This is a genomic window from Pseudomonas sp. NPDC089530, assembly GCF_050280705.1.
GTDB lineage: Bacteria > Pseudomonadota > Gammaproteobacteria > Pseudomonadales > Pseudomonadaceae > Aquipseudomonas.
Genome location: NZ_JBNNVU010000106.1, coordinates 1 through 16,861, shown reverse-complemented (window position 1 = coordinate 16,861; position 16,861 = coordinate 1). Strand labels below are relative to the sequence as shown.

The window sequence follows — 16,861 nt, the reverse complement described above, 5'->3', positions numbered from 1 at the left end:
GTCGTGGTCCTGGGCGGCGGCGACACGGCGATGGACTGCAACCGCACGTCGATCCGCCAGGGCGCCAAGGCGGTGACCTGTGCCTATCGGCGTGACGAAGCGAACATGCCGGGCTCGCGCAAAGAGGTGAAGAACGCCAAGGAAGAAGGCGTGAAGTTCCTCTACAACCGCCAGCCGATCGCCATTGTCGGCGAAGACAAGGTCGAAGGCGTGAAGGTGGTCGAGACCCGTCTCGGCGAGCCGGATGCCCGTGGCCGTCGCAGCCCCGAGCCGATCCCGGGTTCCGAGGAGATCATCCCGGCCGATGCCGTGGTCATCGCCTTCGGTTTCCGCCCGAGCCCGGCGCCGTGGTTCGAGCAGTTCAGCATCCAGACCGACAGCCAGGGCCGCGTCGTGGCGCCGGAACAGGGCCAGTACAAGCACCAGACCAGCAACCCGAAAATCTTCGCCGGTGGCGACATGGTGCGCGGTTCCGACCTGGTGGTGACGGCGATCTTCGAAGGCCGTAACGCCGCCGAAGGCATCCTCGACTACCTGGGCGTTTAAGCTGCTGCGCTCGGCTATGCTGCGTTGAAAACAGACTCGGAATGCTCATTGACAGCTGTCAACTCCGCTTCCTCGTCTGTTTTCGCCTTGCCTAGCCTTCGCTCGCGACGCTTAAAAGGCTGTTTATAATCCGCGACAAATTGACCCTATAGATAAAAGGCACGGCTCTTGCCGTGCCTTTTGCGTCGCGCTCTGAGAAAATGCCCCCACTTTTTTTCCGGATGCCGACATGACTGCCCTGAAGAACGACCGTTTCCTTCGTGCCCTGCTCAAGCAACCCGTAGACGTCACCCCGGTGTGGATGATGCGTCAGGCCGGGCGCTACCTGCCTGAATACCGCGCCAGCCGTGCCAACGCCGGTGATTTCATGAGCCTGTGCATGAACCCGGAGTTCGCCTGCGAAGTCACCCTGCAACCGCTGGACCGTTATCCACAGTTGGATGCGGCCATCCTCTTCTCCGACATCCTGACCATCCCCGACGCCATGGGGCAGGGCCTGTACTTCGAAACCGGCGAAGGCCCGCGTTTCAAGAAGGTCATCAGCACCCTGGCCGACATCGAGGCCCTGCCGATCCCCGATCCGCACAAGGACCTGGGCTATGTGATGGACGCGGTCAGCACCATCCGCCGCGAACTCAACGGCCGCGTGCCGCTGATCGGCTTCTCCGGCAGCCCCTGGACCCTGGCCACCTACATGGTCGAAGGCGGCTCGTCGAAGGACTTCCGCAAGACCAAGGCGATGCTCTACGACAACCCGCACGCCATGCACCTGCTGCTGGACAAGCTGGCGCAGTCGGTCACCAGCTACCTCAACGGCCAGATCAAGGCCGGCGCGCAAGCGGTGCAGATCTTCGACACCTGGGGCGGCAACCTGTCGGCGGCGGCCTACCAGGAGTTCTCCCTGGCCTACATGCGCAAGATCGTCAGCGGCCTGATCCGCGAGCACGAAGGGCGCAAGGTGCCGGTGATCCTGTTCACCAAGAACGGCGGCCTGTGGCTGGAAAGCATTGCCGACGCCGGGGCCGACGCCCTGGGCCTGGACTGGACCTGCGACCTCGGCGAAGCGCGCCAGCGGGTCGGCGGCAAGGTCGCCCTGCAGGGCAACATGGACCCGACCGTGCTCTATGCCAAGCCGGAAGCGATCCGTGCCGAAGTCGCGCGCATCCTCGCCAGCTATGGCAAGGGCAGCGGCCATGTGTTCAACCTCGGCCATGGCATCACCCCGGAAGTCGATCCGGAGCACGCCGGCGCCTTCCTGCGCGCGGTGCACGAACTGTCGGCGCAGTATCACCAGTGATCGCGATCTGATAATCAGGCCCGGCATTTGCCGGGCTTTTTTTTGGGCTCTTCACACAATCCCGGGAAAGGGCCTGGCGGATTAAGTTTGAATTCAGTCGGGCTGGTTAATCTGGCGTCATCGAAACCCACACTGGATGACTGCCATGAAGACCCGTTACCTCGTTCTGTTGCTCGCTCCGCTGTTCAGCACCGCTGCCCTGGCCACCGGCTACACCGGCCCTGGTGCCCACGCCGTGACCAGCGTCGCGGCGGCCAACGATGCCGCGGACGATACACCGGTGGTGCTGCAGGGCTACGTGACCAAGAAGCTGAACAACGACGACAAGTACGAATTCAAGGATGCCAGCGGCACCATCACCGTCGAGATCGACGACGAAATCCTGCCGTCGGTGGCGTTCAACGAGAAGACCCAGGTCAAGCTGACCGGCGAAGTGGAGAAGGGGCTGATCAAGCGGGAGATCGATGCCGAACTGCTGGAGATCGTCAGGTAAGCCGATCGACAGCCATCAGTTGTCGCCCAGGCCGGCGACCGACCCCGGCGAATAGATCGCTGGGGCTGGTCGCCGGCCTGTTCGTTCGAGGGATTACGCGGTTGCCAGCGGTGGCAACTTGGCCAGTTTCAACGCCACCAGCAGTGCCACCACCAGCAGGGCACCGATAAACAGACCGATGCCGTTCCACCCGGCCAGGTGCCAGAACACCCCGCCCGCCGTGCCGGCGATGCTCGATCCGGCGTAATAGCTGAACAGGTACAGCGACGAGGCCTGGCCCTTGGCCTTGATGGCGCGGCGGCCGATCCAGCTGCTGGCGACCGAATGGGCGCCGAAGAAGCCGAAGGTGAAGATCAGCATGCCGACGATCACCACCGGCAACGAGGTGAGCAGGGTCAAGGCGAGGCCGGCGAGCATCAGCACGATGGTGGCCCACAGCATTTTGCGCCGTCCCAGCCGGTCGGCCAGGGCGCCGATCTTCGCCGAGCTGTAGATCCCCGACAGGTACACCACCGACAGCAGGCCGACGAACGCCTGGTCCAGGTGATACGGCTCGGCCAGCAGGCGATAGCCGATGTAGTTGAACAGCGTGACGAACGCGCCCATCAGCACGAAGGCTTCGAGGAACAGCAGCGGCAGGCCGGCGTCGCGAAAGTGCATGACGAAGCCGTCCAGCAGGCTGCGCGGGTGCAGCGAGCGGGCGCGGAAGTTGCGCGACTCGGGAAGGATTTTCCAGAACACCGCCGCCGCGATCAGCGCCAGGCCGCCGATCACCAGCATCGCTGTGTGCCAACTGACGAAGTCGATCAGCACGCCGGTGATCAGGCGTCCGCTCATGCCGCCAATGGCGTTGCCGCCGATGTAGAGGCCCATGGCCAGGCCGATGTGCTGGGGGTGGATCTCTTCGCTCAGGTAGGTCATCGCCACCGCCGCCAGGCCGCTCAGGGACAGCCCCACCAGCGCGCGCATCGCCAGTACCCCGTGCCAGCTCGGCATCAGGGCGCTGGCGAGGGTGCACAGCGCGGCGGCGAACAGGGCGGCCACCATCACCGGCTTGCGGCCGATGCGGTCGGAAATCGGCCCGGTGACCAGCAGGCCGATGGCCAACAGGCCGGTGGCTACGGAAAGGATCAGGCTGCTCTGTGCCGCGTTGATGGAAAAATCCCGGGACAGCAGCGGCATCATCGGTTGCACGCAGTAGAGCAGGGCGAAGGTGGCGAAGCCGCCGCAGAACAGTGCCAGCACCGTGCGCATGAACAGCGGCGTGCCTTTCTCGATATAGACCTCGTTCAGTGGCGCGACGACCTCATCGAGGGCGGTGGGAGGGAGTTCATGGGCGAGTGGAGCGACGGCGGTTTTCACGGAGGGCCTCGGGGGAGCGCAGCCGGTCAGGCAATGAAAAAAAGCATATAGCTGGCTAATGTTTCTTTCCAATATATTGTTCGACCTGATTGATAGGTTCTGCGACCTAATGAGGTGTCCATGGAATTGCGTCACTTGCGTTACTTCATCGCCGTGGCCGAAGAGCTGCATTTCGGCCGCGCCGCCCAGGTCCTGGGCATCTCCCAGCCGCCCTTGAGCCAGCAGATCCAGGTGCTGGAGCAGGAGGTGGGGGCGCGTCTGTTCGAGCGTACCAATCGTCGGGTCGAACTCAGCGAAGCAGGGCGGCTGTTCCTGGACGAGGCGCGGCAGGTGCTGGCCCAGGTCGACAAGGCCGCGGATGTCGCCCGCCGGGCGCAGCGGGGGGAACTGGGGGAACTGAAGATCGGCTTCACCTCGTCGGCGCCCTTCAATTCGAGCATTCCCCAGGCGATCTTCACCTTTCGCCAGCGCTACCCCGACGTGCACCTGAAGCTGCGGGAGATGAGCAGTACCCAGGTGGCCGAGGCGCTGCAGGACGAGTCGATCCAGGTCGGGATCATGCGGCCGTTGCCGCTGCCGGATTCGCTGAGCGTGGTGGAGTTGCTGCGCGAACCTTTGGTGGCGGTGCTCGGTTCCAAGCACCCGCTGGTGGCGGGCAGCGAAGCCGGCCTGGCGCTGGCGGCCCTGGCCCATGAACCCTTCGTGTTTTTCCCGCGCAGCTACGGCAGCGGCCTGTATTCGCAGTTGCTGACCCTGGCCCGGGATGTCGGCTTCACCCCGCATTTTGCCCAGGAGGCGGGCGAGGCCATGACCATCATCGGCCTGGTGGCCGCGGGGCTCGGCGTCTCGGTGTTGCCGGCGTCCTACCAGCGCATGCGCATCGACGGTGTGGTCTATCGACCGCTGCTCGACCCCGAGGCCGTCTCGGCGGTCTGGCTGGCGCAACGCACCGACCAGCGCTCGCCGATGGCCAAGGCCTTTGTCGAGCTGTTGACCCGCAAGGCGGAGTTGTAACGGGGCAACCGGGCTTTTCGCAGGCGATGGTTGCGCTGGATTGGTCTGATCCAGCGAACGTTGGTGGGAAGCATGGGGGCGATAACGGTGGACATTTCGGGTAACGGATCGAGTTTGCTCATCTGCCGGGGCATTGCGCAGACTGGGGTTCTTTGCGCGAGTGCCACGGATGTCACTTCACTATCAGCCCAGGGAAGGCAGTGTCCTGATCTGCGACTTCAGGGGATATGAAGTCCCGGAGATGGTCAAGGTCAGGCCCGTTGTAGTCATACGCAGGCACAGGAGCAACCGGCATCTGGTGACGGTCGTTCCCTTGAGTACCACGGCACCTGAGTTAGTGCTCGGGCATCATCTGCAACTTGCCAACCGTCTCCAGGGGAGGCAGCTCATCTGTTGGGCGAAATGCGACATGCTTGCCACGGTCGGCCTGCCGCGACTCGACCGGATCAGGCGTAAAGACCGCCATGGCCGACGGATTTATGAAGTTTTACAACTTTCAGACGAAGAGCTTGCCGCGGTCAAGGCCGCGGTCCGCAAGGCTTTGGGAGTCTGATGGGGACTCTTCCCGAGAAAAGGCAGTTGGCCACGGTTGCTGGGGGGCGGGCTTCGAGCGAGACTGCCCGAGTACCCGAAAGGGACCTGTGAGACTCTGAGGATCTTGGGCAACCAGCCATCGCAGAGCTGGACAGGCATAGCGCGATGACAAGCCAGCCTGTTTGTGAAAGGGCGCCGAAAGGCGCCCTTTGTCGTTTCTGAAACCTGGTGGTTCCACCGCGAGCAAGCTCGTTCCTGCAGGGGCCGGTTCGGGTGGGAGGATTCGTTTCAGGCCGGCCGATCAGTTCGGCGCAGGCATCGCCTGGGCCGCGCGGGACAGCTGTTGCGCGGTGCGCTCGTTCTGGTTGTCCTTGAGCTCGCGCAGGATGCCCTTGTCCAGCAGGCGTACCCAGCGGATGTAGTTCTTGTGGATCTTGCCGTCCTTGTAGTTCATGCCGCTGCTGTCGCGGTAGAGGATCTTGTAGTGGGTCGGCGCGTACTGGATATCGATTTCCACGTGGTATTTCTCGCGCACGGTGATCTCGGCCTGGACCAGCTCCGGGCCAACGCGCTGCACGGACCACCCGCGGGCCACCAGGTTCTTCAGGATCGCCTGCTTCATCTCTTCGTGGTCGGCGTGGATCGTCGCCGGAACCACACGTTCCGGGGTGTACATGCGCTTGCTGGTGCACGCGGCGGTGCTCAGCAGTGCGAGGACGATCAGGGTTGCGCGAAGCAGGGAAGACATTCCATTTTCTCCAGGGGTAACGTCATTGAGGCCAGCGGCGGAAGATCAGCGAGGTGTTGACGCCGCCGAAGGCAAAGTTGTTGTTCATCACGTAGTCGCAGCTCATCTGCCGGAATTCGCCGCGTAGGTAATCCAGTTCGCCGCACTGCGGGTCCACCGCGTCGAGGTTGAGGGTGTGCACGTAGAGGTCGCGGTTGAGCATCTCGATGCTGAACCAGGACTCCAGCGCGCCGCAGGCCCCCAGGGTGTGGCCGAGGAAACTCTTCTGCGAACTGATGGGCATCCGGCTGCCGAACAGGCCGCTGGTGGCCAGGGTTTCGGCAATGTCGCCCTGTTCTGTAGCCGTGCCGTGGCCGTTGACGTAGCCGATGGCCGAAGGCGCAAGGCCGGCATCTTCCAGGGCCAGCTCCATGGCCCGGCGCATGGTGACCAGTTCCGGACGGGTGGTGTGCTGGCCGTCGGCGTTGCTGCCGAAGCCGACGATTTCGGCGTGGATCCGGGCGCCACGGGCCAGGGCATGCTCCAGTTCCTCGAGCACCAGCATGCCGGCGCCTTCACCGATCACCAGGCCGTCGCGATCGCGGTCGTAGGGCCGTGGGCTGGTGTGCGGCGCGTCGTTTTTCAGGCTGGTGGCGTAGAGTGCGTCGAACACCATGGCTTCGGTGGGGCACAGCTCTTCGGCGCCGCCGGCGAGCATCAGCGGCAGGCGGCCGAACTTGATTGCCTCGTAGGCGTAGCCGATGCCCTGGCTGCCGCTGGTGCAGGCGCTGGACGTCGGGATCAGGCGCCCGGTGAGGCCGAAGAAGATGCTGATATTGGCCGCGGTGGTGTGCGGCATCATGCGCACGTAGGAGTTGGCGTTGAGGCCCTCGGCCACCGAGTTCAGCAGCATGTTGCCGAATGCCTTGATCTCGTCGGTGCTGCCGGTGGACGAGCCGCAGGCCACGCCCATGCGCCCGTCCTTGATCGACTCGTCGCCCAGCAGGCCGGCATCGGCCAGGGCCTGCTCGGCCGCCCCCACGGCGAGCCGGGAAACCCGGCCCATGCTGCGCAGCTGCTTGCGGGTCCAGTGGCCTGGCACCTTGAAGTCGTCGATGGGGCCGGCCAGGCGGGTGTTGAGTTCGCTGAAGCGGTCCCACTCGTCCATCCGGCGAATGCCGCTGTGGTTGGCCTTGAAGTGGGCGGCGATGGTGTCCCAGTCGCTGCCCAGCGAAGTGATGCCGGCCATGCCGGTGACGACCACGCGTTTCATCAGCACAGGCCTCCGTTGACCGCCAGTACCTGGCGGGTGATGTAGCCGGCCTCGGCGGACATCAGGAAGTTCACCGCGCCGGCGACCTCTTCCGGGGTGCCCATGCGTTGCGCCGGGATCATTTTCAGCAGTTCTTCCACCGGCACGTTCTCGTCGAGCATGGCGGTGTCGATCAAGCCAGGCGCCACGCAGTTGACGGTGATCTTGCGTTTGCCCAGCTCGATGGCCAGGGCCTTGGCGGCGCCGATCAGGCCGGCCTTGGAGGCGCTGTAGTTGACCTGGCCACGGTTGCCGATCAGCCCGGACACCGAGGTGATGCAGACGATGCGCCCGGCGGCGCGGCGCCGGATCATCGGCATCATCACCGGGTGCAGCACATTGTAGAAACCGTCGAGGTTGGTGCGCAGCACGCTGTCCCAATCGTCTTCGCCCAGGGCCGGGAAGGCGCCGTCGCGGGTCATGCCGGCGTTGAGCACCACGCCGTAGTAGGCGCCATGGGCTTCCACGTCGGCTTCGAGGATGGCCTTGCAGCTGGCGCGGTCGGCCACGTCGAATTGCAGGATGCGCGCCTGGCGCCCCAGGGCCTGGACTTCGGCCTGCACGGCCTCGGCGTCGCTGCGGCCATTGCGGCAGTGCAGGATCAGGTCATGGCCGGCCTGGGCCAGGCGCAGGGCGATGGCGCGGCCGATGCCGCGGCTGGAGCCGGTGACCAGTACGGATTCAGTCATGGCTGGATTCCTGTGGATGAAGCGGGTGATTCGTTCAGATAGCTGGCCGCCTGTGGCGGACAGTACACGTTGAGGCGGGCCAGGGCGTGGATGCCGGGGCCGTTCAGGTGGCACTCGAAGACCCCCATGCCGCTGTCGTCCTGCAGGGAGCGCAGGGCGTGAATATGCAGCTCGCTGCCGGCCGGGAAGTGTTCCACGTTGCATTCGAACTTGCGCGTGCCGAGCAGGAACCCCAGCTCCACCGGCTTGCCTTTCTGGCGCGCATGGCAACCGGCATAGGCCGCGACGCTCTGGGCCATCAGCTCGATGCCGACCCAGGCTGGCAGGCTGCCGTCGGCACGGTTGAACAACCCGCCGGGCCTGACGGTGAGGCGGGTATGGATCTGCTCTTCATCGAACCCCAGGACCTGATCGATCAGGATCATGTCCCCCGCGTGGGGCAGCAGTTCGGCGAGCGGCCAGTCAATCATGGGGCGTCTCCGATAATCAGGCTGACGTTGTTGCCGCCGAAGGCGAAGGAGTTGCTCATCAGATAGCGTGGAGCGCTCTGCTCCAGGCGGGTGGCGCGGGTGACCCAGCGCAGCGGCGGCAGTTGTGGATCGGCCTGGGCGTCCCAGACATGGGGCGGCAAGGTGTGTTCGGTATTGGCGGCGGACAGGCTCAGCCAGCAGAACGCCGCCTCCAGCGCGCCGGCGGCGCCCAGGGTGTGGCCGCTCATGGGCTTGGTCGACGAGCAGGGCACGCCGGCCGGGAACAGCTGGTCGACCGCCAGGCTTTCCATGGCGTCGTTGTGCGGGGTCGCCGTGCCGTGCAGGTTCAGGTAAGTGATCTGTCCGGCTTGCAGGCCGGCGTTGTGCAGAGCCTTTTGCATGGCTTGCAGGGCGCCGCGGCCCGTGGGCTCCGGTGCGGAAATATGGTGCGCGTCGGAGCTGGCGCCGGCGCCGAGCAAGGCAATCGGCTGGGCGCCGAGGGTTTCCTTGGCCATCAGGAACAGCACGGCGGCTTCGCCGATGTTGATGCCGTCGCGGTTGACCGAGAACGGGTTGCAGCGCTGCGCGGAAACCGCTTCCAGGGCCGAGAAACCGTTGAGGGTCAGTGTACACAGGGTGTCGACGCCACCGCACAGCACTGCGTCGCACAGGCCCAGGTCGAGCAGGCGGCGGGCGCTCATCAGGGCTCGGGCGCTGGAGGTGCAGGCGGTGGAAATCACGTAGGTGGGACCACTGAGGTCGAGCCAGTCGGCGAGGAAGTTCGCCGGCGCGCCCAGCTCCTGCTGCCGATAGTCGTAGTCGGCCGGGAAGCACTGGCTGTTCAGGTACTGGGCAATGCCGCGGCTGGCCTCGGCGATGCCCGAGGTGCTGGTGCCCAGGACGACGCCAATGCGGCCGCGGCCGTAGCGGGCGATGGCCTGGTCGATGTCGCCACGGATCTGCAGGGCGGCCTCCAGCAGCAGCCGGTTGTTGCGGCTGTTGTGCTGCCCCAGCTGCGCCGGAATGCTCGCCAGGGGCCCCTGCACCGCCGCCACCGGCAGGCTGCGCTCCGGCACCCAGCCGGCCTCGGCGCGCATGCCGGAGCAGTCGCCGGCAAACAGGCTGCGGGCCACTTGCTGCTTGTCGCGCCCCAGGGCGCAAATCACCCCGAGGGCATTCAGGTAGGCCGTCATGGGGCGTCCTCGGCGGTCAGCGGGCTGATGTGGTAGTACAGGCCCCGGGGCAGCTCCAGGCGGAAATCCAGGGCCTGGCGGTAGCGGATCCGCCAGTGCGGGTCGAGGTCACGCTGCGCGCCGTGCTGCCGGGCGGCTGGATAATTATCTCGCAGTTCTCCCGCGGGCGTCAGGGCGAATAGCAGCGCGGCGAACAGCTCGCGGGCCTCCGGGTTCGGCGGCAGCAGGCCGTCGGCCTGCCAGCGGCCGTCGAGCAGGCGCTGGCGCGCCAGGGGGATGCCCAGCGGGTCGATCAGCGACCAGCGGATGCCGGGCCCTTCGGCCTGGATCACCAGCAGCCAGTCCTGACGCTGCCCGGCCTGTTGCCGCTCGACATGCAGTTGCAGCGGCAGGGCCAGGCTCGGGGTCTTCTCGGGCAGCGGCGGCTGGCTGGCGCAGGCGCTCAGCAACAGCAGGCAACCGACGAGCAGGGCTCGGATCATCCAGCGGCACCTTCGTGCAGGGGTTTGCGGGCGACCACATTGACCAGGGTTTCTTCCCGTTGGCCAAAGGGTTTCGGGCGGCGCAGGCCGAAGCGTTCCAGCAGCCCGAAGTCCTTGGCCCGGCTCCACCACAGATAGGGATAAGACACATTCCGTGGGCTGAATTCAAAACCCTGTCGGCGGATCATTTCCAGGTACTGCGCCGCGCTTTTCTGCACGTGCATCGGGTGGCGGAACAGCCAGCGGATCACCCAGGTGTCGATGTAGGCCTCGGTGGATTCGGCGAACAGCAGGTAACCGCCCGGCTTAAGGACACGATAGAACTCGGCGAGGGCCTTTTCCTGCTCCACCAGGTGATGGAAGGTCTGGTGGCAGAACAGCAGGTCGACGCTGGCGTCCGCGACCTTCAGGGTCGCGCAGTCGCTGCCGATCAACTCGACCTGCATGGCCTGGCGCGCCGCTTCTTCGCGGCTGAGCTTGAGGCTGTGCGGGTCGGCGTCCAGGCCGATCAGGCGCCGGGGGGCGAAGACCTGGTGCAGGTGCTGGAACGACTTGCCCTGGCCGCAGCCGGCATCCAGCAGCACCGGGTTGGCCGGCGGCGGGTTGTCGAACAGGCGGCGCAGGTCGTCGATCGCCACCCGCAGCACATGGTGCTGCCAGGTATGGCTGCGCAGGAACCAGAAGCCGAAACGGGTTTCCTCGACGTAGCTGGCGCTCAGGTACTGTGACGGAGCGTCGTTCATGGTGCTTCCTTGGCGCAGATTTCCGAGAGCATGCGCAGCCGTCGCTTGGGCTCGCTGACGAACGGGTTGCGCTCGTCCCAGGCATAGCCGGCGAGGATCGAACTGATCATCCGGCGGATATCCGACGAGCTGCCCGGGTGGAAGATCACATCCTGGAAGGTGCCGGCGTACCAGCCTTCGACGTAGCAGCGGAAGGTGTCGACGCCGCGCTTGAGGGGCGCGGCGAACTGGCTTTCCCAATCGACGCTTTCGCCCTGCAACTGGCGATGCAGCACGGCGGCGGCCATGCTCGCCGAACGCATGGCGATGGTCACCCCGGAGGAGAACACCGGGTCGAGGAATTCCGCGGCATTGCCCAGCAGCGCGAAGCCCGGGCCATGCAGGGTCTTGACGTTGGCCGAGTAGCCGCCGAGGGTCCGCGCCGGGGTGTCCCAGACGGCGTTGCGCAGCACCTTGGCCAGGCTCGGGGTCTCGGCGATGAAACCGCGCAGGCACTGGTCCAGGTCGTGATCGCGGCCAGCAAAATGCTCCTGGGCCGCCACCACGCCGACCGAGCAGCGGCCGTTGCTGAACGGGATGGTCCAGAACCAGATGTCGCGTTTTGTCGGGTGAATGCTGACCAGGATCTTTTCCCGGTCGAAGCCCGGGCTGTCGATACGGTCTTCGACATGGGTGAACACCGCCTGGCGCAGCGGAAAGTTCGATGGCGCCTCCAGGTCCAGCAGGCGCGGCAGCACACGGCCGTAGCCACTGGCGTCGAGGACGAAAGCGGCTTGCACGCAGTATTCGCTGCCGTCTTCGCGCAGCACCTGCAACTGTGGTCGGTCGAGGCTGAAGTCGGCGCTGACGAGGGTTTCGCCATAACGCACTTCGACGCCTTGCAAGGCGGCCTGATCGGCCAGCAACTGGTCGAAGTCGGCGCGCTGTACCTGGAAGGTGGTGGGCTTGCCGGCGCTGAAGGTGTCGCCGAAATCGAAGGCGCTGTAACGCTCGCCCCAGGCGAAGGCGGCGCCGTTCTTCAGCTGGAAGCCGGCGGCGTTGACCGCGTCGAGCATGCCGGCCTCTTCGACGAAATCCAGGCAGTGCGACAGCAGGCTTTCGCCGATCGAAAATCGCGGGAAGTGCTGGCGCTCGACGATCAGCACGTCGTGGCCCTTGGCCTTGAGCAGCGCGGCGGCGATGGCGCCCGCCGGGCCGGCACCGATCACCACCACCTCGCGGCGTTCCATTTCAACTCTTGGCACTGGGGCTCCTTGCCGGTTCGGCGACATTCAGGTTCAGAGGGACCAACGGTGTTCGGTGCAGCCCGGCCAGGGCTGGCAACAGGGTGGCGACCAGCCCCATGAGCATCAGTGCGAAATACAGCGCCGGGCTGATCAGCTGTTGTTGCAGCAGCAGGTTGAGAAAGACGATCTCGCTCAGCCCGCGAATGTTCAGCAGCAGGCTTTCCCGCCAGCGGCTGGCGCCCGCGAAGGAGCTGCCGGCCCAGCCCAGGCCGAGCCAGTTGCCGAGCAACTTGCTGGCTATCGGCAACAGTAGCAGGGCGCCCAGCTGGACCCAGCCGAGGCTGCCCATGGCGCTGTGCACGTCGATCTGCACGATGCCGAACGTGAGGATCAGCGGGATCGCGAGGCCGGTCTGCAAGCGGCTCATCCAGGCTGCCTTTAACGGCAGCACCAGCGGCACCTTGAGCAGGGCCATGCACAACAGGTAGCCGATGCCGAGAATCAGCGCGTTGAGCTTGTAGTGTTCGGCCACCATCAGCAGGCCGAAGAAACCCAGGCTGTGCAGCAGCGGCTGGCGCAGGCCGAGGCCGCGCAGGAGCAGCGGCAGGCAGGCGCCGCCCAGGGGCAGCAGCAGGCTGCTCAGGTGCAGGCTGCCCTGGGCGACGCCGAACAGGGTCCAGCAGCTGAGGTCGATGAGGATCGCGGTCTGCACCAGGCGCCGGGTCGCCGGCGGCGGGTAGTCGATGTGCCGCAGGTACAGGTACAGCACCGGGATCGCAGTGATGGCGAACAGCAGGCCGACCGCCAGGGAACTCAGCCAGGGTTGCGCCGGCAGCAGCCAGACGGCGGTGGCCAGGCCACAGGCGAAGGGAATGGCGAAACTCGGCAGGGCGATCTTCAGGCTCTGGCGGTCCAGGCGCAGGTCGATCACGTCACTGAGGATGTGCCCCAGCAGCAGGGCGAAGCTCAGGCCGTACAGGTTTTTCAGCCAGCCGGGCGCGACCAGTTGGGCACCGCTCAACTGCCAGTGCGGCTCGATCCAGAACAGCATCAGCAGCGGCAGGCCGAAGGTCGCCAACAGTAACTGGCTGACGATCGGGATCAGGCCGAAACGGCTGCCGATGCGGGTGGCGAGCGCGAACAGCAGCAACGCCATGAACCAGAACAGGGCGATCATCGCTGGCTGGGCTCCATTGCAGGGTGCTGCTGGTGGCCGGCCCAGGGCGCCAGGAGAAAGCTGAAGGCCAGGCCCAGGCTCACCGCCAGGCCGAAGTTGCTGATCGCCGGGGTGCTGGAGATCGCCAGCAGGCCGAACGACAGCCAGGTGGTCAGGGCGGCGAGCAGGGTGCCCAGCAGGCTCACGGCGGCCCCGCCGACCTGTTCGCGCATGAGGATGGCGTAGTCGACGCTGATGGCGGTCACCAGCAACAGGCCGAACAGGCTGAACAGGGTCAGGGGTTGCCCCAGCCAGCCCAGGCTGGCGAGGCTGCACAGGGCCGCCAGCAGCGGCAGGGCGACGATGCGCAGGGCGCCGCCCGGGCCGAACGGTACGACCAGCAGCAACACGATCAGCACGCAGGAGGCGAGCTTGAGCTCGGCGGCGCTGATCTGGGTAGCGGCGAACACCCGATTCAGCTCGCCCAGGCGGTCCACCAGTTGCACCCCGGGCAGATCCTGGGCCTGTACCTGCAGCAGCTGCGGGTTGTTCAGCCCCTGCAGGCTGACCATGGCCGCCACGCCATCGGCGGTGGGCCCCAGCCACAGGGTGCGGTAAGGCTCGGCCAGGGGACCTTGCAGGGTGGCATCGATGTCTTGGTCGGGCAGCGCCTGCAGTTGCGCCAGTTCGGCTTGCAGGGCGGTCTCGGGTACGCCCAGCGCCAGCAGCGGCTGCCAGAACTGCGGCAGCTTGCGCAGGGCCTCGCGCAGCTTCTGCTGATCGGCGGGTTGGTTCAGCAACTGGTTGAGCGACAGGTAGCCCTGGAGTTTTTCCAGGCTCACCAACTGCTCCAGGCGCTCGCTGAGGGCTTTGAGGCGTTCGAGCAACTGTGGCTGATCGGCGGCGCGCACCAGGAAGAACTGGCTGGTGGGCTGGTAGCCGGTGATCCGGGCGATGGCCTGGGCTTCGTTCTGCAAGGGCAGCGGTGCGCCCACCCACTGGCGGATATCGTTACGGCTTTCCAGGTGCCACAGACCGCCGGCGCAGAAGGCGAGCAGCAGCGCCAGCAGCCAGTGGCTGGGCACCCGCTGCAGTAGCCGCAGGCGCAGCTCGACCAGCCTCGCGGCCACCCGCAGCGGCCATTGCGCCGGTTGCAGCGCCATGCCCCGCAGCAGCGCCGGCAGCAGGCACACCGCGCTCAGGTAGGCGCCCAGCAGGCCGGCGGCGGAGAACACGGCGATCTGGGTCAGAGCCGGGAACGGCGTCCAGGCCAGCGCCAGGTAGCCGATGCAACTGGTGGCCAGGCTCAGGGTCAGGCCCGGCAGGGTCAGGCGCAGCGCCGGCCAGCTGCGCCAGGGTTGCAGGCTCCAGCCCTTGGACAGGTAGTGCAGCGGGTAGTCGACGGCGACGCCGATCAGGCTCGACCCCAGTACCAGGGTCATCACATGCATGCGGCCGAAGAAGGCCACGCAGGCCACTGCGCCGAACAGCATGCCCACCAGCACCGGGACGAACGCCAGCAACACCCGCCAGCGGCGGAAGGCGAGCAACAGCAGCAGGAGGATGCCGGCGGTAGCGCCGCCGCCGACCCAGGTGATCTCGCGGCTGGCCTGCTGCTGGCCGTTGGCGGCGTACAGCAGGCCGCTGGCCGCCAGCAGCTGGACATCGGCCTGGGCCGCCTGTTCGCGGCTGTGCTGCAGCAGGGCCGCGACTTGCAGCGGCAGTTGCATGTCGAAGGCGTTGCCGGTGGTGCGCGCCCGCAGCAGCACCCAGCTCTTGCCGTCGGCATCGGCGATCAGGGCGCCGCTGCCGATGTCCAGTTGCACCGCGCCGCGTTGCGGCTGGCTGTTCTGGATGCGTCCGGTCAGGCCCAGCCAGTCATCCTGGCTCGGCACCAGGCTGAAGCCGCCGAAGGGATCGAACAGTGCCTGGACGCGCTGCTGGATAAAGGCCTCGGGATGCTCGATCAGTTGCTGACGGTCGGCGGCAGAGAGCATCGCCAGGCGTCCTTGCAGCAGTTGGCTGCGCAGCTCCGGCAGGTCGGCCTGCAGGTTCCACTGGACCTTCTCGAACAGTCCGCTGGCTTGCCACTGCTCGCCCAGGCGCTGGGCCATGGCGATGGCCTGCTGGCGCTCGGCGTGCCCCACCAGCACCAGCATTTCGCGGTTCAGCGGTTCTTGCATGCGCTGTTCGGCCTTGAGCTCCAGCGCGTCGGGGTCGGTGCCCGGCACCAGTTCCATGAGGTTGGCCGACAGCGGCGCGCCATGGCGCCATTGCCAGCCGGCCAGGGCCAGCACGGCCACCAGCAGGAGCAGGAACAGGCGCGGCCACCCGCGTTCACTCGGCAAAATCATGTTGCTCCGCGTCGCTCAGCGGTTGGTTGCTGGTGCTGTCGTGCATCTTCAGCAGCGTGCTGTCGCCCTGGGTTTCCAGCAGCTCGATGCGCTGCACCAGTTCGCCGCCGTCGATGTCGATCCGGGTGAACACCTGCTTGAGCAACAGCGAACGTGGGGTCAGGGTCAGTTTCCAGGCCGTGGCATCGCCGGACAGGGCCAGCTCGAAGTCCCGCTGCAGGCCGCTGCTGTCGCCTTGCAGCACGGCGAGGAACAGGCGGTTCTGTTCGGCCCCGGCGTTTTTGCCCGGCAGCATTTGCCAGCCGCCGGCATCGCGACGGGCGATGCCCTTGCCGGTGATGCGGTAGTCCTGTTGCAGCGGGGTTTGCAGCAGCCACAACAGGCCATGGTCTTTCGCCAGGACGAAGCGGCCCTTGCTGGTCAGCGGCTGGGGCAGGGCCCGCAGGTGTTTTTCCTGAACGAAACCGCCGTGGATCACCTCGGGCTTGGCCAACTGGTCGCTGAGCTGTTGCAGGTCGAAGGCCTGGGCCAGCGAGCTGAAGCCGAGGGCCAGCAGCAGGCTCAGTGGGCGCAGGCTGCGCAAGGCTCTCATGGCAGCATCCTTTGCACGGCCTCGGTGAATACCCTGGGCGAGGCCAGTTGCATCTCGCGGCTGGCGAGCTCCACGGCCACCTGCACCGAGCTGGCGCGGGTCAGGCGTTCGCCGCTTTCCAGGTCGGTGATCAGGTAGTTGATCTTCAGGCGGTTTTCCCACTCCACCAGGCTGGCGCGGACGTTGAGCTTCTGCCCGAATACCGCGCCGCGCACGTAGCGCAGTTGCAGGTCGATCACCGGCCAGGCGTAGCCGGACTCGAGCATCTGGTTGTAGTTGTGGCCGAGCTTGTCGAGCAGGGCGCAACGGGCGACTTCGAGGTACTTCACGTAATGCCCGTGCCAGACCACATGCATGGAGTCGACATCGAAAAACGGCACCTGGATCTCGGTGTCCGCGTGCAGCACGCCCCGACTACGCATGCAGCCCCCAGTGTTGTTCGGCAATGCGTTGCAGGCACAGGCGCAGTTCGCCTTCCAGGGCGCGGTCCTCGATCACTGGCGCAAAGTCCTTGGCCAACTCCCCGTGCATGGCCGCCAGGGCCGGCGGCAGTGGCCGCGCGTCCGCGGCCTGGCCCCGCAGCCAGACGCCCTGGTTGGCGGCCAGCAGGGTGGCGGACCGCCACCAGACCGGGCGCCGGTTCGAACAGGCGCATCAGGTGGTCGGGGGTA

The 16,861-nt window shown here is 66.2% G+C and carries 18 protein-coding genes and 1 pseudogene; 5 read left to right on the top strand and 14 right to left on the bottom strand.

What is annotated here, in order from left to right; all coding sequences use genetic code 11:
• The 3 genes from ACQKQA_RS26430 to ACQKQA_RS26420 form a co-directional block, all read left to right on the top strand.
• Positions 1-546, top strand: a 546-nt coding sequence (locus ACQKQA_RS26430) for an FAD-dependent oxidoreductase (protein ID WP_427564017.1), incomplete at its 5' end; no start/stop codon positions are given.
• A 229-nt stretch (positions 547-775) separates the two neighbouring features.
• Positions 776-1,843, top strand: coding sequence for a uroporphyrinogen decarboxylase (gene hemE / locus ACQKQA_RS26425; protein WP_427564015.1), 1,068 nt, complete (start codon positions 776-778; stop codon positions 1,841-1,843).
• Positions 1,844-1,988: 145 nt separating this feature from the next.
• Complete coding sequence (locus ACQKQA_RS26420; protein ID WP_427564014.1) at positions 1,989-2,336, top strand: YgiW/YdeI family stress tolerance OB fold protein; 348 nt, start codon at positions 1,989-1,991, stop codon at positions 2,334-2,336.
• Positions 2,337-2,429: 93 nt separating this feature from the next.
• On the opposite strand, the gene ACQKQA_RS26415 is transcribed toward ACQKQA_RS26420, so the two are convergent.
• The gene (locus ACQKQA_RS26415; RefSeq protein ID WP_427564012.1) at positions 2,430-3,698 is read right to left on the bottom strand and encodes an MFS transporter; all 1,269 of its coding nucleotides are present in this window, start codon (positions 3,696-3,698) and stop codon (positions 2,430-2,432) included.
• A gap of 120 nt (positions 3,699-3,818) precedes the next feature.
• Here ACQKQA_RS26415 and ACQKQA_RS26410 point away from each other — a divergent pair, with 120 nt between their 5' ends.
• Positions 3,819-4,712, top strand: a complete 894-nt coding sequence (locus ACQKQA_RS26410) for a LysR substrate-binding domain-containing protein (RefSeq protein WP_427564010.1) — start codon at positions 3,819-3,821, stop codon at positions 4,710-4,712.
• Positions 4,713-4,881: 169 nt separating this feature from the next.
• Complete coding sequence (locus tag ACQKQA_RS26405; protein ID WP_427564008.1) at positions 4,882-5,265, top strand: type II toxin-antitoxin system PemK/MazF family toxin; 384 nt, start codon at positions 4,882-4,884, stop codon at positions 5,263-5,265.
• Between the two features lie 282 nt (positions 5,266-5,547).
• Here ACQKQA_RS26405 and ACQKQA_RS26400 read toward each other — a convergent pair whose 3' ends face one another.
• The 13 genes and pseudogenes from ACQKQA_RS26400 to ACQKQA_RS26340 form a co-directional block, all read right to left on the bottom strand.
• The gene (locus tag ACQKQA_RS26400; RefSeq protein WP_427564006.1) at positions 5,548-5,994 is read right to left on the bottom strand and encodes a hypothetical protein; all 447 of its coding nucleotides are present in this window, start codon (positions 5,992-5,994) and stop codon (positions 5,548-5,550) included.
• 22 nt (positions 5,995-6,016) lie between these two features.
• Positions 6,017-7,246, bottom strand: a complete 1,230-nt coding sequence (locus tag ACQKQA_RS26395; protein ID WP_427564004.1) for a beta-ketoacyl-ACP synthase — start codon at positions 7,244-7,246, stop codon at positions 6,017-6,019.
• A complete protein-coding gene (gene fabG / locus ACQKQA_RS26390) occupies positions 7,246-7,974 on the bottom strand; it encodes a 3-oxoacyl-ACP reductase FabG (RefSeq protein ID WP_427564002.1) in 729 nt (242 codons plus the stop codon). Before fabG ends, ACQKQA_RS26395 begins: the two co-directional genes overlap by 1 nt.
• Positions 7,971-8,444: a hotdog family protein gene (locus ACQKQA_RS26385; protein ID WP_427564000.1), complete on the bottom strand. Its 474-nt coding sequence runs from the start codon at positions 8,442-8,444 to the stop codon at positions 7,971-7,973. Before ACQKQA_RS26385 ends, fabG begins: the two co-directional genes overlap by 4 nt.
• Positions 8,441-9,637, bottom strand: coding sequence for a beta-ketoacyl-[acyl-carrier-protein] synthase family protein (locus tag ACQKQA_RS26380; protein WP_427563998.1), 1,197 nt, complete (start codon positions 9,635-9,637; stop codon positions 8,441-8,443). Before ACQKQA_RS26380 ends, ACQKQA_RS26385 begins: the two co-directional genes overlap by 4 nt.
• The gene (locus tag ACQKQA_RS26375; protein ID WP_427563996.1) at positions 9,634-10,119 is read right to left on the bottom strand and encodes a hypothetical protein; all 486 of its coding nucleotides are present in this window, start codon (positions 10,117-10,119) and stop codon (positions 9,634-9,636) included. Before ACQKQA_RS26375 ends, ACQKQA_RS26380 begins: the two co-directional genes overlap by 4 nt.
• Positions 10,116-10,862 (bottom strand): class I SAM-dependent methyltransferase, encoded by a 747-nt coding sequence (locus ACQKQA_RS26370; protein WP_427563995.1) that lies wholly within the window; start codon positions 10,860-10,862, stop codon positions 10,116-10,118. Before ACQKQA_RS26370 ends, ACQKQA_RS26375 begins: the two co-directional genes overlap by 4 nt.
• Entirely contained in the window at positions 10,859-12,106 is a 1,248-nt protein-coding gene (locus tag ACQKQA_RS26365) for an NAD(P)/FAD-dependent oxidoreductase (RefSeq protein ID WP_427563993.1), read from the bottom strand. The genes ACQKQA_RS26370 and ACQKQA_RS26365 overlap by 4 nt, the downstream gene beginning before the upstream one ends.
• A complete protein-coding gene (locus ACQKQA_RS26360; protein ID WP_427563992.1) occupies positions 12,093-13,265 on the bottom strand; it encodes a sodium:proton antiporter in 1,173 nt (390 codons plus the stop codon). Before ACQKQA_RS26360 ends, ACQKQA_RS26365 begins: the two co-directional genes overlap by 14 nt.
• Complete coding sequence (locus ACQKQA_RS26355; RefSeq protein ID WP_427563990.1) at positions 13,262-15,598, bottom strand: MMPL family transporter; 2,337 nt, start codon at positions 15,596-15,598, stop codon at positions 13,262-13,264. Before ACQKQA_RS26355 ends, ACQKQA_RS26360 begins: the two co-directional genes overlap by 4 nt.
• Positions 15,582-16,190, bottom strand: coding sequence for an outer membrane lipoprotein carrier protein LolA (locus ACQKQA_RS26350; RefSeq protein ID WP_427563989.1), 609 nt, complete (start codon positions 16,188-16,190; stop codon positions 15,582-15,584). The genes ACQKQA_RS26355 and ACQKQA_RS26350 overlap by 17 nt, the downstream gene beginning before the upstream one ends.
• A complete protein-coding gene (locus ACQKQA_RS26345) occupies positions 16,187-16,612 on the bottom strand; it encodes an acyl-CoA thioesterase (protein ID WP_427563987.1) in 426 nt (141 codons plus the stop codon). Before ACQKQA_RS26345 ends, ACQKQA_RS26350 begins: the two co-directional genes overlap by 4 nt.
• Positions 16,605-16,808 (bottom strand): annotated as a pseudogene (locus ACQKQA_RS26340) (histidine ammonia-lyase); the annotation flags it as partial. The gene ACQKQA_RS26345 and the pseudogene ACQKQA_RS26340, both read right to left, overlap by 8 nt.
• Positions 16,809-16,861 lie beyond the last annotated feature (53 nt).

Coding starts and splice junctions, on each gene's coding strand:
- hemE (WP_427564015.1), top strand. CDS start 776: ATGACTGCCCTGAAGAACGACCGTTTCCTTCGTGCCCTGCTCAAGCAA.
- ACQKQA_RS26420 (WP_427564014.1), top strand. CDS start 1,989: ATGAAGACCCGTTACCTCGTTCTGTTGCTCGCTCCGCTGTTCAGCACC.
- ACQKQA_RS26410 (WP_427564010.1), top strand. CDS start 3,819: ATGGAATTGCGTCACTTGCGTTACTTCATCGCCGTGGCCGAAGAGCTG.
- ACQKQA_RS26405 (WP_427564008.1), top strand. CDS start 4,882: ATGTCACTTCACTATCAGCCCAGGGAAGGCAGTGTCCTGATCTGCGAC.
- ACQKQA_RS26400 (WP_427564006.1), bottom strand. CDS start 5,994: ATGTCTTCCCTGCTTCGCGCAACCCTGATCGTCCTCGCACTGCTGAGC.
- ACQKQA_RS26395 (WP_427564004.1), bottom strand. CDS start 7,246: ATGAAACGCGTGGTCGTCACCGGCATGGCCGGCATCACTTCGCTGGGC.
- fabG (WP_427564002.1), bottom strand. CDS start 7,974: ATGACTGAATCCGTACTGGTCACCGGCTCCAGCCGCGGCATCGGCCGC.
- ACQKQA_RS26385 (WP_427564000.1), bottom strand. CDS start 8,444: ATGATTGACTGGCCGCTCGCCGAACTGCTGCCCCACGCGGGGGACATG.
- ACQKQA_RS26380 (WP_427563998.1), bottom strand. CDS start 9,637: ATGACGGCCTACCTGAATGCCCTCGGGGTGATTTGCGCCCTGGGGCGC.
- ACQKQA_RS26375 (WP_427563996.1), bottom strand. CDS start 10,119: ATGATCCGAGCCCTGCTCGTCGGTTGCCTGCTGTTGCTGAGCGCCTGC.
- ACQKQA_RS26370 (WP_427563995.1), bottom strand. CDS start 10,862: ATGAACGACGCTCCGTCACAGTACCTGAGCGCCAGCTACGTCGAGGAA.
- ACQKQA_RS26360 (WP_427563992.1), bottom strand. CDS start 13,265: ATGATCGCCCTGTTCTGGTTCATGGCGTTGCTGCTGTTCGCGCTCGCC.
- ACQKQA_RS26355 (WP_427563990.1), bottom strand. CDS start 15,598: ATGATTTTGCCGAGTGAACGCGGGTGGCCGCGCCTGTTCCTGCTCCTG.
- ACQKQA_RS26350 (WP_427563989.1), bottom strand. CDS start 16,190: ATGAGAGCCTTGCGCAGCCTGCGCCCACTGAGCCTGCTGCTGGCCCTC.
- ACQKQA_RS26345 (WP_427563987.1), bottom strand. CDS start 16,612: ATGCGTAGTCGGGGCGTGCTGCACGCGGACACCGAGATCCAGGTGCCG.